15 protein-coding genes are annotated in these 16,273 nt (G+C 33.8%); 11 read left to right on the top strand and 4 right to left on the bottom strand.

Annotated features, from left to right (window positions below):
- The first annotated feature begins 219 nt into the window (after positions 1-219).
- Both J2Y38_RS23065 and dnaG read left to right on the top strand, forming a co-directional pair.
- A complete protein-coding gene (locus tag J2Y38_RS23065) occupies positions 220-1,248 on the top strand; it encodes a hypothetical protein (RefSeq protein WP_309847354.1) in 1,029 nt (342 codons plus the stop codon).
- 129 nt (positions 1,249-1,377) lie between these two features.
- A complete protein-coding gene (dnaG, locus tag J2Y38_RS23070) occupies positions 1,378-3,444 on the top strand; it encodes a DNA primase (protein WP_309847357.1) in 2,067 nt (688 codons plus the stop codon).
- An 87-nt stretch (positions 3,445-3,531) separates the two neighbouring features.
- Here dnaG and J2Y38_RS23075 read toward each other — a convergent pair whose 3' ends face one another.
- Positions 3,532-4,161, bottom strand: a complete 630-nt coding sequence (locus J2Y38_RS23075; RefSeq protein WP_026730588.1) for a response regulator transcription factor — start codon at positions 4,159-4,161, stop codon at positions 3,532-3,534.
- A 92-nt stretch (positions 4,162-4,253) separates the two neighbouring features.
- A complete protein-coding gene (gene nadE, locus J2Y38_RS23080) occupies positions 4,254-5,060 on the bottom strand; it encodes an NAD(+) synthase (protein WP_309847387.1) in 807 nt (268 codons plus the stop codon).
- 100 nt (positions 5,061-5,160) lie between these two features.
- Between nadE and gldB the strand changes: the two genes are divergently transcribed.
- Positions 5,161-6,114 (top strand): gliding motility lipoprotein GldB, encoded by a 954-nt coding sequence (gene gldB / locus J2Y38_RS23085; RefSeq protein WP_309847390.1) that lies wholly within the window; start codon positions 5,161-5,163, stop codon positions 6,112-6,114.
- Positions 6,114-6,449, top strand: a complete 336-nt coding sequence (gldC, locus tag J2Y38_RS23090; protein ID WP_309847393.1) for a gliding motility protein GldC — start codon at positions 6,114-6,116, stop codon at positions 6,447-6,449. Before gldB ends, gldC begins: the two co-directional genes overlap by 1 nt.
- A 123-nt stretch (positions 6,450-6,572) precedes the next feature.
- On the opposite strand, the gene yihA is transcribed toward gldC, so the two are convergent.
- Both yihA and J2Y38_RS23100 read right to left on the bottom strand, forming a co-directional pair.
- On the bottom strand, positions 6,573-7,205 hold the full coding sequence (yihA, locus tag J2Y38_RS23095) for a ribosome biogenesis GTP-binding protein YihA/YsxC (protein ID WP_309847394.1): 633 nt from the start codon (positions 7,203-7,205) through the stop codon (positions 6,573-6,575).
- Positions 7,206-7,246: 41 nt separating this feature from the next.
- Positions 7,247-8,011: an alpha/beta fold hydrolase gene (locus tag J2Y38_RS23100; RefSeq protein ID WP_053472088.1), complete on the bottom strand. Its 765-nt coding sequence runs from the start codon at positions 8,009-8,011 to the stop codon at positions 7,247-7,249.
- A 378-nt stretch (positions 8,012-8,389) separates the two neighbouring features.
- Here J2Y38_RS23100 and J2Y38_RS23105 point away from each other — a divergent pair, with 378 nt between their 5' ends.
- From J2Y38_RS23105 to murD, 7 genes are all read left to right on the top strand, one after another.
- A complete protein-coding gene (locus J2Y38_RS23105; protein ID WP_056204812.1) occupies positions 8,390-8,863 on the top strand; it encodes a division/cell wall cluster transcriptional repressor MraZ in 474 nt (157 codons plus the stop codon).
- Positions 8,838-9,746: a 16S rRNA (cytosine(1402)-N(4))-methyltransferase RsmH gene (gene rsmH / locus J2Y38_RS23110; RefSeq protein ID WP_256637023.1), complete on the top strand. Its 909-nt coding sequence runs from the start codon at positions 8,838-8,840 to the stop codon at positions 9,744-9,746. Before J2Y38_RS23105 ends, rsmH begins: the two co-directional genes overlap by 26 nt.
- An 18-nt stretch (positions 9,747-9,764) precedes the next feature.
- Entirely contained in the window at positions 9,765-10,112 is a 348-nt protein-coding gene (locus tag J2Y38_RS23115) for an FtsL-like putative cell division protein (protein WP_053472090.1), read from the top strand.
- On the top strand, positions 10,103-12,112 hold the full coding sequence (locus J2Y38_RS23120; RefSeq protein ID WP_309847396.1) for a penicillin-binding protein: 2,010 nt from the start codon (positions 10,103-10,105) through the stop codon (positions 12,110-12,112). Before J2Y38_RS23115 ends, J2Y38_RS23120 begins: the two co-directional genes overlap by 10 nt.
- Complete coding sequence (locus J2Y38_RS23125) at positions 12,109-13,572, top strand: UDP-N-acetylmuramoyl-L-alanyl-D-glutamate--2,6-diaminopimelate ligase (RefSeq protein WP_309847398.1); 1,464 nt, start codon at positions 12,109-12,111, stop codon at positions 13,570-13,572. The genes J2Y38_RS23120 and J2Y38_RS23125 overlap by 4 nt, the downstream gene beginning before the upstream one ends.
- Before the next feature lie 74 nt (positions 13,573-13,646).
- Entirely contained in the window at positions 13,647-14,879 is a 1,233-nt protein-coding gene (gene mraY, locus J2Y38_RS23130; protein ID WP_309847401.1) for a phospho-N-acetylmuramoyl-pentapeptide-transferase, read from the top strand.
- On the top strand, positions 14,880-16,211 hold the full coding sequence (murD, locus tag J2Y38_RS23135; RefSeq protein WP_309847404.1) for a UDP-N-acetylmuramoyl-L-alanine--D-glutamate ligase: 1,332 nt from the start codon (positions 14,880-14,882) through the stop codon (positions 16,209-16,211). It abuts the gene before it with no gap.
- Positions 16,212-16,273 lie beyond the last annotated feature (62 nt).

The following is a 16,273-nucleotide window of genomic DNA, read 5'->3' on the forward strand; positions in this document are numbered from 1 at the left end:
AATAATAATAATAATAATAATAATAATAATAATAATAATAATAATAATAATAATAATAATAATAATAATAATAATAATAATAATAATAATAATAACAATAACAATAACAATAACAATAACAATAACAATAACAATAACAATATCAATCATTAACAATCAACAATTAATAATCATCAATCAATCAATCAATCAATCAATCAATCAATCAATCAATCAATCATGAAAAATTTTACCATTTACCTCGTAATCCTCGTTTTCTTATTCGTAAGCAAAGTACTGGGACAGGAAACCTTTGAATCAAGAGCAAAGCAAATTGCTAACAAAATCGAAAAGATTACCAAAGAAGAAAAAGAAACCCTTAAACAAGAAATTGAAGCTGTAAATGTGCAATTATCAGAAGGGAAAATTACACAAGAACAGGCAGATAAACGCAAAAAAGAATTAGCAGAAGCCCGTGCTGTAATTATCGAAGAAAAAGTGACTTTGGCACAAAACGAACTGAACGATTTGGTTCAGCAAAAAGTCGACGGAAAAATCAAAGAAGATTCTTCTAAAGTCTACATGATTCGATGGAAATCTAACAGGCATGACAAAGATTCTATTCACGGCGAAAAAAGAACAACATCACAATTTGTATTTGCAATGGGTTTAAACAATACAATGGTTGACGGAAAACTGCAGGATTCAAATTATCGTTTTATGGGTTCGCATTTTTACGAATGGGGTTTTACTTATAACTCCAGATTAATGAAAAACGATAATCTGCTTCATGCAAAATACGGGCTTTCCTTAATGTATAATAATATTCGTCCAACAGATAACAGAAGTTTTGTGGTAAACGGCGATCAAACCAATTTGGTGGAAAACCCGGTTCATTTAACGGAATCTCGTTTTAGAAACGTGTATTTAGTAGCACCGGTTCATTTAGAATTTGATTTCACAAAAGCAGGAGAAAACAATGGTAAAAAATATTTCAAAACACATAAAAGTTTCCGTTTTGGAGTAGGAGGTTACGCTGGAATCAATGTGAAATCAAAACAAATTTTAAAATTTGAAGAAGACGATTTAAAATATAAAACCACAATTAAAGGCGATTATAATGTAAATAATTTTATTTACGGTTTAAGTTCTTACATTGGTTACAGAGAATTGAGTTTGTATTTTAAATACGATTTAAATCCCATATTTCAGGATAATTTAACCAAAGAAAACAATGTTTCTTTAGGATTGCGTCTTGATTTGAATTGAGAATAAAGTTTGAGTTTAGTTAGTAGAAAAAGTGCTTCGAAAGAGGCACTTTTTTTATTTTAATAACAAAAATTCAAAATGGATTTGTGTACTTTTACAAGCTATAATTTTTAAAAAATAAATTACGTTTTGATTTCACAAAGTACAATAGATTCTGTTTTTGAAACTGCTCGAGTTGAGGAGGTTATTGGTGATTTTGTCAATTTAAAGCGCGCAGGAAGTAACTACAAAGGCTTGAGTCCGTTCTCTGATGAGCGCTCGCCTTCGTTTATGGTTTCGCCTGCAAAAGGAATCTGGAAAGATTTTAGTTCCGGAAAAGGCGGGAATTCAGTTGCTTTTTTAATGGAACATTCCCATTTTACCTATCCCGAAGCCATTCGGTATTTAGCCAAAAAATACAACATTGAAATCGAAGAAACCGAACAGACAGATGCTGAAAAGGCAATGACAGATGTTCGTGAAAGTATGTATCTGGTTTCGGAATTTGCGGCAAAGTATTTTGAGGATGTTATGGTTAATTCTGAAGAAGGAAAAGCCATCGGTTTATCTTATTTTAAAGAAAGAGGGTTTACTGCTGAAACGATCAAAAAATTTAATTTAGGATATTCACCGGAAACCTGGGATGCGTTGACGAAAGAAGCACTTGGAAAAGGCTATAAGTTAGAATTTTTGGAAAGTACAGGTTTAACAATTGCGCGGGAAGACCGTCCTTTTGACCGTTTTAAAGGCCGTGTAATGTTCCCAATTCACAGTATGTCGGGACGTGTTTTAGGTTTTGGAGGGCGTATTTTAACTAACGATAAAAAAGCAGCAAAATACCTGAATTCACCCGAAAGTGATATTTACCATAAAAGTAAAGTCCTGTACGGAATTTATCAGGCCAAACAATCCATTGCCAAACAAAATAATTGTTATTTGGTAGAAGGTTATACCGATGTTATCCAGTTTAATCAAGCCGGAATTGAGAACGTTGTAGCTTCTTCAGGAACTGCATTAACGCCGGATCAAATCCGATTAGTGAATCGTTTGACCAAAAATATTACGGTACTTTTTGACGGCGATGCTGCCGGATTACGTGCTTCTATTCGAGGAATCGATTTGATTTTGGAAGAAGGCATGAATGTTAGGGTTTGTACTTTTCCTGACGGAGAAGATCCTGATAGTTTTGCCCGCAAAAATTCGCATGACGCATTAGTTGCTTATTTAGAAGAAAACAGTAAAGACTTTATACAGTTTAAGGCTTCGATCTTGATGAATGAAGCTAAAAACGACCCAATCAAAAAAGCAGATTTGATTCGTGATATGGTAACTAGTATTTCTAAAATACCAGACCGTATTCAGCGTGAAGTATATATTCAGGAATGTGCCCGAATTATGGACATTTCGGAGCAGGTTTTGGTTAGTACGCTGGCGCAGTTAATTCAAAAAGATCTTGCAGACGCTAATAAAAAACAAAAGCAGGAACAAAAACCTTTTGATGTTGTTAGAAACCAGCCTTCAAAAAATGTCAATTATTCTGGAGGAGATCCCGAAGATCCAAGAAATGGACCGCCAGATGATTATCCAGGTGATTTTGGGTATCCGGCAGAACAGGAGAAAGTAGATATTTTATACGGTTTCGAAAGAAAAATTATTGAGATATTATTGCTTTACGGAAGTGTAGAGGAAGATTTTGAAGATGTTTTCCTGAAAGCAGATGAAGAAGGAAATGTTAAAGAAGTTAGCGAAAAACGAAGATACAGAGTTTACGAAAAAGTCTATTTGAGTCTTCAGGAAGATGAAGTAGAATTGTCAAACTCGTTATTTCAAAATATTTACACTAATATTATTGAATTCTATAATCAAAATGAAGCTTTTAGTCTTGATAAATATTTGATGCATTTGCAGCCTGATTTTGCTCAGGAAGTGACTAATATTTTAATGGAAGATGAAAAAGTAAACATTCATAACTGGGAAGGACAGAATATTTTTCCGAAACATAAAAACGAAACCATCGAGCAAAATGTTTCTGATACTATATTTTCTATGAGATGGTTTTTGGTTTCGAAACTTATTCATGAATTAAAAAATTCACTTATTTCTGATCCGCAGGAAGATAATTCAGAATTGTTGATGATGGTAGTAGATTATTCTAAACTGCTCAATAATTTCTCTAAAAAGCTAGGAAGGGTAGTAGTTCCTTACCATGGTGGCTAAAAATCAAAAAGCTCTATAGTGATAAACAATATAGAGCTTTTTTTATGGTCGATGATTCTGGCCTAAGCGAATCAGGATACCATCAAATTAAATAATTTCTAAAGTCTTAGCCTTATTTACTAAGTCTACTAAATTAGTAACATTTAATTTAGTCAATAATCTTAGTTTGTAAGTACTGATCGTTTTCTCGTTCAGATTTAAGATTTTAGAAATCTCATTGTTTTTCTTACCATCACTTAAATAACGTAAAACCTCGATTTCACGGTTAGAAAGTTTTCTGTACAAACGTTCGCTCTTGCTTTGTTTAGCAATAAGGGCCATGTTTTTGCGAACTGTTTCGTTGATGATAATTTTCCCTTCGTGTACTTTAATAATAGAAAGACCTAAAGTTTCAAGTTTTTCTGTTTTGTGTACATACCCGGATACTCCTGCTTTAATAGCATTTGGAGCATACATTTGCTCAGCTAGGTCACTGAAAATTACAATTTTTGTCTTCGGGAAATTTTTCAAGATTGATTTAACTTCGAAGATACTTGAAAGTCCTTCTAATTCTAGATCTAAGATTAGAATGTCGATTTCCTTCGTTTGAAGAATATCTCTAACCATTGAAAAATTGCCTACGTTGGCAACAATTGAAATTTGATCGTGGTCTTTGAAATAAGACTTAACGCCAAAGTGAGTCACAGGATGATTGTCTGCAAGACATACTTTAATCATAATTTTACCTTTTTAGAATTGTTATCATGTTTTTGGAATTGTAAAATTAATAAATAAATTCTGTAATTAATTGTTGACAAATGTTAAAAATTTTATTTTAACGTTTTTGGGATTAAACAAACTGGTATTGCATCCATTTTATGCTTGTTGCTGGTGTTTAATCTTTTATAAATTTCAAAGACAGATTTTTCTCTCCCGTTGAAGTCATCTGCCGATTTTCCTGACTCCGCGGCGATCATCGCCCATTCCAGCTCGTCGTAACTTGCACCTAATTGATCTTCATCTGTTCTGTTATCTCCAAAAAGTCCATCTGTTGGAGCAGCTGTTAAAATTGAATTTGGAATAGTTAAAAATTCACCCAAAGCATAAACATCAGACTTCATTAAGTCAGCAATTGGGCTTAGGTCGACACCACCGTCACCATACTTTGTGTAGAATCCTACACCAAAATCTTCTACCTTATTCCCTGTCCCTGCTACTAAAAGCCCATGAATACCAGCTAGATAGTATAAAGAAGTCATTCTTAAACGCGCTCTTGTGTTGGCTAATGATAAATTAACTTTTGTTGAATCTTTTGAAGTTGGTACAGATGACTTAAACGCCTCAAAAGTGTCAGTTAAATCTGTTTTTATACTTGAAACGTTTGGAAAACGTTTTTTTAACTGATCAATATGTTCTCTTCCTCTTGATACCTGACTTTCAGCCTGATGAATCGGCATTTCTACACATAAAACTTGCAAACCGGTCTGCGCACATAGCGTAGAGGTCACTGCAGAGTCAACTCCGCCTGAGATTCCGATTACAAATCCGTTGACTTTTGCATTAGCAGCATAATTTTTTAACCATTCAACAATATGTGTATTTACTTTTTCTGTCTGAATTGTGCTTTTTTTAGCCATAATAGTTCAAGTTTTAAGATGGAGGGATGTATATTTGCAGAATTATTTTTTAAGTAGAAAAGTACTTAAAATCCAGCAACACAAATCTAAATAAAATAAAATGAAAATTTATCGCTTTGTAGTGGTTCTGTGCTTGTTTTTTTTGTCTTGTGACCAAAAAACAAAGGTTGAAAAAGAGGTCGAAGAAATTCCGGTAGATATAAAAGTAGAGCGTTTTGATAAAGCGTTTTTTGAAACTAAACCTGAGGATCTTGCCAAACTAAAAAAACAATATTCATACTTTTTTCCAGGAAATGATGACAACGTCTGGCTTCAAAAAATGAAAGAGCCAATTTGGAGAGAAGTTTACGAAGAGGTACAAAAAAAATACAGCAACTTTGAGCCTGTCCGCGAAGAATTCAATGAGCTTTTTAAACACATAAAATATTATTTCCCAAAAACTAAAACGCCAAAGGTTGTTACTGTAATAGGAGAAATGGATTATAATGCAAAAGCAATTTATGCAGACAGCCTTGTTGTAGTTGCTTTAGAATTGTATTTAGGTAAGGATCATAAATTTTATGAGTTTCCGACGTATTTAAAATATAATTTTGAAGAAAAACAGATTATGCCAGATGTAGTTTCGAGTTTTACTTACCGAAACATTCCGGCTTATCCGGATAAAAATTTAGTTTCTCAAATGATTTTTGAAGGAAAACAATTATATGCAAAAGATTTGCTTCTGCCTAATTATACAGATGCAGAAAAAATGGGTTACACACCCGAACAAATAAAATGGTGTGAAGAAAATGAAAGCTATATGTGGCGTTATTTTCTTGAAAGCGAAATGTTGTACAGTTTAGATCCTAAATTAACAACACGATTTATAGCACCGGCTCCATTTTCTAAATTCTATTTAGAAATAGATAACGATTCTCCGGGAAGAGTCGGAGCATGGATTGGCTGGCAGATTGTTCGTTCGTATATGAAAAACAACAATGTGTCGCTGTCAGAATTATTAAAAGTGAATGCAAAAGAAATTTTCGAAAAGTCAAAATATAAACCTAAGAAATAATGTCAAATACAATACAATCAGAAATTAAATTCAACGTCGAGTTAGACGAAAACCGTGTTCCCGAAAAATTAACGTGGAGCGCACAAGACGGCGGTGTTAGTGCCGAAGAAGCAAAAGCAATAATGTTGTCAATTTGGGACAGTAAAGCAAAGGAAACAATGCGTATTGACCTATGGACAAAAGATATGCCGGTAGATGAAATGAAAATTTTCTTTCACCAGACATTAGTTGCTATGGCTGATACTTTTAAACGTGCTACAGATGACGAAAAAATGTCAGATACAATGAAAGATTTCTGCGATTATTTTGCAGAGAAACTGGAACTGACAAAGTAGTTTTGAATTCCAATAAAAAAATCCCAAATTCCAATTTTACAGGTTGGAGTTTGGGATTTTTTATATTTTAAAATTTAATCTTTTTATTGGAACTTGGAATTTAAAAAATTGGAATTTATAATTTTAAATCGAATCTAAAAATCCACTATTGCTTTTAAAGACTTCCTGATTTACTTCGTCGATATAGGTTAAAAGTTCTTCTTTTCCAATCGATTCTGTAGATGAGGTTACAAAATAATGCGGCATTTCGGCCCAATTGTTAGCATACATTTGTTTTTTGTAAGCGGCAATATGAGAGTCAATTTTCACTTTACTGATTTTATCGGCTTTAGTGAAAATAATGCAAAACGGAATTTCGCTTTCTCCCATATAAGACATAAATTCAATATCAATTTTTTGAGCTTCGTGACGAATATCAATTAAAACAAAAGCACAGACTAACTGCTCTCTGTTTTCAAAATAATCCGTAATAAACTGCTGGAAAATTGATTTTGTTTTTTTTGAAACTTTAGCATAACCATAACCTGGTAAATCGACTAAAAACCAATTGTTGTTGATTTTAAAGTGATTTATCAGCTGTGTTTTTCCTGGTCTTCCAGATGTTTTTGCTAAATTTTTATGATTGGTAATCATGTTAATCAATGATGATTTACCAACGTTTGATCTGCCTATAAATGCGTATTCCGGCAGAAAATCTTTCGGGCATTTTGATGCATCAGAATTACTGATGAAAAATTCGGCGGTATTAATTTTCATATTCTTGTTTTTTAAAACCTCCTAAAATCGAAAGTTAGAGGCTATAATTTCTGCTCAGTAAGCCATTTTTCAAGAATTTCATTAAATTCCTGAGGATGTTCCATCATAGCTGCGTGTCCACATTTGTCAATCCAATACAAAGTTGAATTTGGCAATAATTTATCAAATTCTTCGGCAACATTTGGCGGCGTTACAGAGTCATTTTTACCCCAAATAATACAGGTTTCAACTGTCATTTTTGGTAAATCTTTAGCCATATTATGACGAATAGCGCTCTTTGCAATCGTTAAAGTTTTGATCAGTTTAATGCGATCGTTAGCCGTTGCATATACTTCATCAATAAGTTCAGGAGTAGCAATTTTTGGGTCATAAAATACATCTTCAGCTTTCTTCTTGATGTACTCATAATCACCTCTTCTTGGATAACTATCTCCCATTGCGCTTTCGTAAAGACCAGAACTTCCGGTAATTACAAGTCCGGCTACTTTTTCAGGATATAATTTTGTGTGGTACAATGCAATGTGCCCTCCCAATGAATTTCCTAATAAAATAACCTTGTCAAAACCTTTAAAAGTGATGAAATCCTTAACGTATTTAGCAAAGCTTTTTACATTCGTTTTTAAAATGCTTTGTGTGTATATTGGCAAATCCGGGATAACAACTTTATATCCTTTCGTTGGGAAATATTCTGCTACACCATCAAAGTTACTAAGGCCTCCCATTAACCCGTGTAAAATTACAATAGGGGTTCCTTCGCCAGCTTCAAAATAGCTGTATTTGCCTTCTTTTTTGTAGTTTTTGTCCATCTAGTTTAATGCCAATTTCAATTTCGACAAATATAGGGTTTAATAAATAAAAATGAATTTTTGCTGCCATTTTTTAACTACATAATTTTAGTCGAATATATAAGTGTTTAAAAATCAGCTTTTAGAGTGCGTTTTGTTATATTATGGAATTGTTAAAATCATTGCATTATAATTACTTTTTTAAGAGAAAGACTATTTATTTTTTTTAATTGTTAAAGGATTCGAATCTTAAACTGATTAATATCTAAAGTGTTGATTTGGTAATAATTAACTGAAGTGGTAGAAATGTGGTTAAACTTATTAACAAAGTGGTATTTAGTGGTAATATGTGGTAATTTTTTTTATATTTTTGCTGTATAACATGTTAAGTGGATTTTCTTGAACACAATTGTAGGAACATATGAGTGTAAAGTCGATGCTAAAGGGAGGTTAATGATACCTGCACCTTTGAAAAAGCAATTGGCTTCTTCTCTTCAGGACGGTTTTGTCTTGAAGCGCTCTGTTTTTCAACAATGTTTGGAATTGTACCCAATGGATGAGTGGAATTTGATGATGGCGAAAATTAACAAGTTGAATCGTTTTGTAAAAAAGAACAATGATTTCATTCGCAGATTTACTGCCGGCGTAAAAGTGGTAGAGATTGATGCATTAGGAAGATTGTTAGTGCCAAAAGATTTGGTGGCTTTTTCTGGTATTGCTAAAGATGTTGTTTTTTCATCTGCGGTTAATATTGTGGAGATTTGGGATAAAGATTTATACGAAAAATCAATAAGCGGCGAAGATATGGATTTTGCAGATTTAGCCGAAGAAGTAATGGGAAATATTAATGACGACGACAATGGAATATCATAATCCGGTTTTACTTCATCCAACAGTTGATGGTTTAAATATTAAGCCAGACGGCATTTACGTAGATGTAACGTTTGGCGGCGGTGGTCACTCAAAAGAAATTTTGAGACGTTTAGGGCCAAACGGAAAGTTATTCGCTTTTGATCAGGATGAAGATGCTTTAGCAAATGCCCTGCCGGACGAAAGGTTTACTTTAATTAATGAGAATTTCAGATTTATAAAAAGATTTCTTCGTTTTCATGGTGTTAAATCGGTTGACGGGATTTTGGCAGATTTAGGAGTTTCATCACATCAGTTTGATGTTCCGGAAAGAGGTTTTTCAACCCGATTTGATGCCGAGCTTGATATGCGGATGAGTCAGAAAAATGATTTAAATGCTTACCGAGTGGTTAACGAATATGAAGAACAGGATTTACGTCGTGTTTTTTTTGATTATGGGGAGTTGAAAAACGCACCGGTTTTAGCAAGAACAATTGTAGAAGCGAGAAGAGATTACCCAATCAAAACGACAGACGAATTAAAAGACGTTTTGAAGAAATTTTTACCTGAAAAAGTTCGAAACAAAATATTGGCCCAGATTTATCAAGCTATTCGAATTGAAGTAAATCAGGAAATGGACGTTCTAAAAGAATTTATTGAGCAATCGTTAGAGATTCTTAACCCAGGCGGAAGACTTTCAGTAATCTCATACCATTCTTTAGAAGACAGGCTGGTAAAAAGATTTATTAAAAACGGAATGTTTGAAGGAGAGCCTGAGAGAGATTTTTTCGGAAATTTTTCAGTACCGTTTAAAACAATAGGAAAACTGATTGTTCCTGATGATGAAGAAATCAAAATCAATAACAGAGCAAGAAGTGCAAAATTGAGGATTGCCGAAAAGATATAATATATATAGGTAGAAAAAATGAAAGGTGGAGTATTCAGCATATTAAAAGCAAGATTTCTAATAAACGATGACGCAGTAAAAAACTGGCGATTCATAGTTTTTATAATTCTGCTGGCCATTTTGATGATTGCAAATACACAGCGATACGAACAAAAGGTTTTTGAAATCGCAAAATTGAATAATGAAGTAAAAGAATTGAGATCTGAATTTGTAGATCGACGTTCAGAATTGATGAAGTTAAAAATGGAATCGACGATATCAGATAAAATGCTCGAAAAGCAAATTTATCCATCAACAGTTCCTCCAACAAAAATAGAAGTTAAAAAAGAAGAAGAAAAAAGTTTCTTTAAAAGAATATGGCAGTAGACGATAAACATATATCCTACAGAATTTACCTCGTAGCAGTTTTCATCTTTTTGATGGCAATTGCTATTGTTGTTAAATTGACCAATATTCAATGGGTAGAAGGAGATCATTATAGACAACTGGCAAAACAGCGTACCGTTAGAAATTTTGTAATTCCGGCAAACAAAGGAAATATTTATTCTGCTGACGGAAGTTTACTGGCAACCTCAATCCCGAATTATGAAATTCGTTTTGATGCCAAAGCGCCAAAAACAGAAACTTTTGAAAAACATGTAAAAGCATTATCAGATTCTTTAGAAACGATCCTGGATAGGCCATCAGGTTATTATGAAAAAGAATTAAGAAAAGCGAGAGCAAACAAAAACCGATATTATTTAATTGCCCGCAATTTAAGTTATACCGAATATGTGAAAATTAAAGGTTTTCCATTATTCAATTTAGGTGCTTTTAAAGGCGGAATTATTGTAGAACAAGAAACGGTTAGAAAACATCCGATAGGAAAAATTGCTGAAAGAACAATTGGTTACGACCGTATTGATCCGGCAACCGGAATTGAAGTTGGAAAAGGGATTGAATGGGCTTTTAAAAGTTATTTAAACGGAAAAGACGGGAAAATCCTAAAACAAAAAATTGCAAAAGGACAGTGGAAACCCATTCGTGATTTAAACGAAGTAGACCCAATTGACGGTTATGATGTTATTTCGACAATAGATGTTTTCATTCAGGATATTGCGCATCATGCTTTGTTAAAACAACTGGAAGACTACGAAGCAGATCATGGTTGTGTGGTAGTTATGGAAACCGAAACAGGCCATGTAAAAGCAATTTCAAATTTAGGAAGAGCAGAAGATGGGTCGTATTATGAAACAACAAATTATGCAATTGCAGAATCTCATGAACCGGGATCGACTTTTAAACTAGTTGATTTAATGGCAATTTTAGAAGACAAAGTAGCCGATACAAGTACAGTTTTCGATAGTCACGGAGGTCAGGTTAAATATTACGGGCGAGCTGTTAATGATTCGCACAAAGGTGGTTATGGAAAAGTTTCATTAGCACGCGGATTTGAGCTTTCGTCAAATACGGTTATGGTTCAGGCGGTTTATGAAAATTACAAAAGTAATCCGTCTAAGTTTGTGAATCATATTAATAGTTACGGATTAAATAAGACATTAGGATTGCATTTTAAAGGAGAAGGTAGACCGTATATTCCACAGCCAGGTGACAAACATTGGTCAGGAACTACACTTCCGTGGATGGCTTTTGGATATAATGTTTCGGTTACGCCAATGCAGACTTTGGCATATTATAATTCAGTTGCCAATAATGGTGTAATGGTAAAACCGCAATTTGTTTCTGAAATTAAAGAGTGGAACAAAACCATCAAAAAGTTTGATGTTGAAGTAATAAATCCAAGAGTTTGTTCGCCGGAAACTATTAAAAAACTGAAAGCAGTATTGCTGAATGTGGTTAAAAAAGGAACAGGTTCTAAATTGTATTCGAAAGATTTTTCGATGGCAGGAAAAACAGGAACGGCTCAGATGAATTATGGAGGAAAAGAAGGAAAATCAGCATTGTATTATGCATCATCTTTCGTAGGATATTTTCCGGCAGAGCATCCAAAATATTCTTGTATTGTGGTAGTTCACAAACCAAATACATCAAAAAACAATTATTACGGAGCAGACGTTGCAGGGCCGGTATTTAAAAGAATTGCCCAAAAAATATTTACAGACGCGCCGTCAACAAATAAAATTAAACAACTGGATTCTAAAATTGCAAAACAGGAAATCAGTTATGACAAGTTTGATAAAGAATCAAATAAAAAATTAAATCAAATTCCGAATTTAAAAGGAATGCCAGGGATGGACGCCGTTGCTCTACTTGAAAATTTAGGTTTAAAAGTAAAAGTAAACGGATTTGGAAAAGTTAAGAATCAATCGATTCAGGCGGGACAAAGCATAATTAAAAACACAACTATAGTATTAGAATTATCGTGAAAATACTAAAAGACATATTATATAAAGTAGCTATCGAATCTGTAACAGGTTCGACAGAAATTGGTATCCACAAAATTGAATTTGATTCACGAAAAGTAGAGTCAAATGATATTTTTGTTGCCATTCGCGGTTCATTATCTGACGGACACGATTATATCGAAAAAGCGATTCAGTTAGGTGCAAAAGCTATTATTTGTGATACACTTCCTCAAAATATTGAGAAAGAAGTAACCTATATTCAGGTAAAAGATACCAATACAGCATTGGCTTTTATTGCGGCTAATTATTTTGAAGATCCATCTTCAAAACTAAAATTAGTAGGCGTAACCGGAACAAACGGAAAAACAACAATTGCATCATTATTATTTCAATTGTTTCAAAAAGCAGGATTTAAAGTTGGTTTATTATCAACCGTAAAAATCATGGTAGATGATACAGAATATCCTGCAACGCATACAACACCAGATTCAATTACAATCAATCATTATTTAAATGAAATGATCGAAGCTGGAGTTACGCATTGTTTTATGGAAGTAAGTTCACACGGAATTCATCAAAAACGTACAGAAGCTTTGCATTTTGTAGGTGGGATTTTTACGAACCTTTCGCACGATCATTTAGATTATCACGCAACATTTGCTGAATACAGAGACGTAAAAAAATCATTTTTTGATTCTCTGCCAAAAACAGCTTTCGCATTATCAAACATCGATGATAAAAACGGAACTGTAATGCTGCAAAATACGGTTGCAAGAAAATTTACATATGCCCTAAAATCGTATGCTGATTTTAAAGCAACAATTTTAGAAAGCCAGTTATCTGGTTTATTGTTAAAAGTAAACGACAATGAAGTTTGGGTAAAACTAATTGGAACTTTTAATGCATACAATGTTTTGGCTATTTACGGAACTGCAGTTGAATTGGGAATGGATAGTTTGGAAGCATTGCGCTTACTGTCTGATTTAGAAAGTGTTTCAGGCCGTTTTCAATACATTGTTACCGATTCAAAAATAACTGCAATTGTAGATTACGCACACACGCCGGATGCTTTAGAAAATGTTCTAAAAACGGTTGATGATATCCGTACAAAAAACGAACAATTGATTACAGTTGTAGGCTGCGGCGGAAACAGAGATAAAACAAAAAGACCAATTATGGCGAAAATTGCGACAGATCTTAGTGATAAAGCAATTTTAACATCAGACAATCCAAGAAACGAAGATCCAGAAGTGATTTTAGATGAAATGGAACAAGGTGTTGAAGCTCATAATTATAAAAAGATATTGAGAATTACGGATAGAAAACAAGCCATTAAAACTGCTTGTCAATTGGCTCAGCCAAATGATATTATTCTGATTGCCGGAAAAGGGCATGAAACCTATCAGGAAATAAATGGTGTTCGCCATCATTTTGACGATATGGAAACTGTGAAAGAAATTTTAGACCAACTAAATAAATAATAAAATTTTTAAGTTCAAATACCGCCAGAATTGGAATTTGGAGTTTCAAATTGGAATTTAAAAAATAGAAAAATATGCTATACTATTTATTTGAATATTTTGACAAAACACTTGATTTACCAGGAACAGGAGTATTCCAGTATATCACATTTAGATCGGCTTTAGCATTTTTGCTTTCATTGCTTTTGTCAACTATTTATGGTAAAAGGGTGATTAACTTTTTGCGTCGCCAGCAAGTTGGAGAAACAGTTCGAGAACTTGGTTTAGCAGGTCAAAACGAGAAAGCAGGTACGCCAACAATGGGAGGATTAATCATCATCCTGGCTACATTAATTCCGGTTTTTCTATTTGCAAGATTGCACAACATTTATATCGTATTGCTTATTGTAACTACGTTATGGATGGGAACTATTGGTTTTGTTGACGATTATATCAAAATATTCAAAAAAGACAAACAAGGACTAAAAGGAATTTTCAAAGTAATTGGTCAGGTTGGTCTTGGGATAATTGTTGGAGCAGTTCTATATTTTAATCCAGCCGTGACGGTAAGAACAGATACAGGACGTACAGATGTTTTTAAATCAAATGTGAGTACAACGGTAGTTTTGCCGGCGCCAATTGAAGAAAAATCGACAGCAACCACTATTCCTTTCGTAAAAAATAATGAGTTTGATTATGCCGAAGTTTTGTCATTTATGGGTGATGGATATGAAAAATGGGCTTGGTTAGTATTTATTCCAGTTGTAATTTTTATCATCACAGCAGTTTCAAACGGAGCCAATTTAACAGATGGAATCGATGGTCTAGCGGCCGGAACCTCCGCAGTCTCGGTACTCGCACTCGGAATATTTACGTTTGTTTCGGGAAATATCATTTTCTCAAACTATCTCAATATAATGTACATACCCAATTCGGGGGAAATGACCGTCTTTATATCGGCCTTTGTTGGAGCTTTAATTGGATTTCTTTGGTACAATTCATTTCCGGCGTCCGTATTTATGGGAGATACAGGAAGTTTGACCATTGGAGGAATCATTGCCGTTTTAGCCATTGCAGTTCGTAAAGAAATATTGATTGTTTTATTCTGTGGAATTTTCCTTGCCGAAAGTGCTTCAGTAATTATTCAGGTGACTTATTTTAAATATACTAAAAAACGTTTTGGCGAAGGCCGAAGAATTTTCCTGATGTCGCCGTTACATCATCATTATCAGAAAAAAGGATATCACGAAAGTAAAATTGTGACCCGTTTCTGGATTGTTGCCGTAATGTTAGCCATTTTATCAATTGTTACCCTAAAATTAAGATAGATGAGATTAGTGGTATTAGGTGGAGGAGAAAGCGGTGTTGGAACCGCGATCCTGGGTAAAAAAAAGGGATACGATGTTTTTGTATCGGATTTTGGAAAGATAAAAGAAAGCTATAAAGAAGTTCTTATCATTAATAAAATTGCCTGGGAAGAAGAACAGCATACCGAAGATTTGATTCTGAATGCTGATTTGGTAATGAAAAGTCCGGGAATTCCAGATAAATCTCCAATAGTTAAAAAGTTGATTGAAAAAGGGGTTAAAGTGATTTCAGAAATCGAATTTGCCGCTCCTTATACAGAAGCAATGACAGTTGGAATTACCGGAAGTAATGGTAAAACCACCACCACAATGCTCACGTATCATTTGCTTAAATCGGCTGGGCTCAATGTAGGTTTGGGAGGAAATATAGGAAAGAGTTTTGCCTGGCAGGTAGCCGAAAATAAATACGACGCATACGTTCTTGAATTAAGCAGTTTTCAGTTAGACGGAATAATAGAATATAGGCCGGATATAGCGATAATAACAAACATCAGCCCGGATCATTTAGATCGATACGAATATAAATATCAAAATTATATCAATTCGAAGTTCCGAATAACAATGAACCAAACCGAAAGCGATTATCTCATTTACGATGCAGATGACGAGGCAAGCGCAGAATGGTTAAAAAATAACAAAACAAAAGCAAAATTAATTCCTTTTTCTCTGACAAAAAGTTTTGACGAAGGAGCTTCTATAAATAACAACAAAATGGAAATAAAGATCAACCAAGAAGAGTTTACAATGGAAACAGAATACATTGCGTTAGAAGGAAAACATAATATGAAAAACGCAATGGCAGCAAGCTCTGTAGCAAAATTGATGCAAATTAGAAACGCAACAATACGCGAAAGTTTATCTAATTTTCAAGGTGTTGAACACCGTTTAGAGAAAGTATTAAAAATCCAGAATGTACAATACATCAACGATTCAAAAGCAACAAACGTAAACGCTACTTTCTTTGCATTAGACAGCATGAATGTACCAACTGTTTGGATTGTTGGAGGAGTTGATAAAGGAAATGATTACAACGAATTAATGCCATTGGTTCGTGAAAAAGTAAAAGCCATTATATGCCTTGGAGTTGATAACCATAAAATTATTAATGCTTTTGGTGATGTTGTTGATATTATGGTTGAAGTGAATAATATGAGCGACGCTGTAAAAACAGCTCAAAAATTAACTGAAAAAGGCGATGCCGTTTTATTGTCTCCAGCCTGCGCAAGTTTCGATTTATTCGAAAACTACGAAGATCGTGGAAAACAATTCAAACAAGCGGTACATAACTTGTAGAAAATAGTTTAAAGTTTCATGTTTCAGGTTTCAAGTTCGAAGCTGAAACAGGAAACCTGAAA

Source organism: Flavobacterium sp. 2755, from assembly GCF_031455715.1.
GTDB lineage: Bacteria > Bacteroidota > Bacteroidia > Flavobacteriales > Flavobacteriaceae > Flavobacterium.

Bases quoted from the DNA above. Each gene is read 5' to 3' on its own strand.
- gldC (WP_309847393.1), top strand. From the start codon at position 6,114: ATGTCAAATACAATACAATCAGAAATTAAATTCAACGTCGAGTTAGAC.
- rsmH (WP_256637023.1), top strand. From the start codon at position 8,838: ATGACGACGACAATGGAATATCATAATCCGGTTTTACTTCATCCAACA.
- J2Y38_RS23065 (WP_309847354.1), top strand. From the start codon at position 220: ATGAAAAATTTTACCATTTACCTCGTAATCCTCGTTTTCTTATTCGTA.
- nadE (WP_309847387.1), bottom strand. From the start codon at position 5,060: ATGGCTAAAAAAAGCACAATTCAGACAGAAAAAGTAAATACACATATT.
- J2Y38_RS23115 (WP_053472090.1), top strand. From the start codon at position 9,765: ATGAAAGGTGGAGTATTCAGCATATTAAAAGCAAGATTTCTAATAAAC.
- yihA (WP_309847394.1), bottom strand. From the start codon at position 7,205: ATGAAAATTAATACCGCCGAATTTTTCATCAGTAATTCTGATGCATCA.
- murD (WP_309847404.1), top strand. From the start codon at position 14,880: ATGAGATTAGTGGTATTAGGTGGAGGAGAAAGCGGTGTTGGAACCGCG.
- gldB (WP_309847390.1), top strand. From the start codon at position 5,161: ATGAAAATTTATCGCTTTGTAGTGGTTCTGTGCTTGTTTTTTTTGTCT.
- mraY (WP_309847401.1), top strand. From the start codon at position 13,647: ATGCTATACTATTTATTTGAATATTTTGACAAAACACTTGATTTACCA.
- J2Y38_RS23120 (WP_309847396.1), top strand. From the start codon at position 10,103: ATGGCAGTAGACGATAAACATATATCCTACAGAATTTACCTCGTAGCA.
- J2Y38_RS23075 (WP_026730588.1), bottom strand. From the start codon at position 4,161: ATGATTAAAGTATGTCTTGCAGACAATCATCCTGTGACTCACTTTGGC.
- J2Y38_RS23100 (WP_053472088.1), bottom strand. From the start codon at position 8,011: ATGGACAAAAACTACAAAAAAGAAGGCAAATACAGCTATTTTGAAGCT.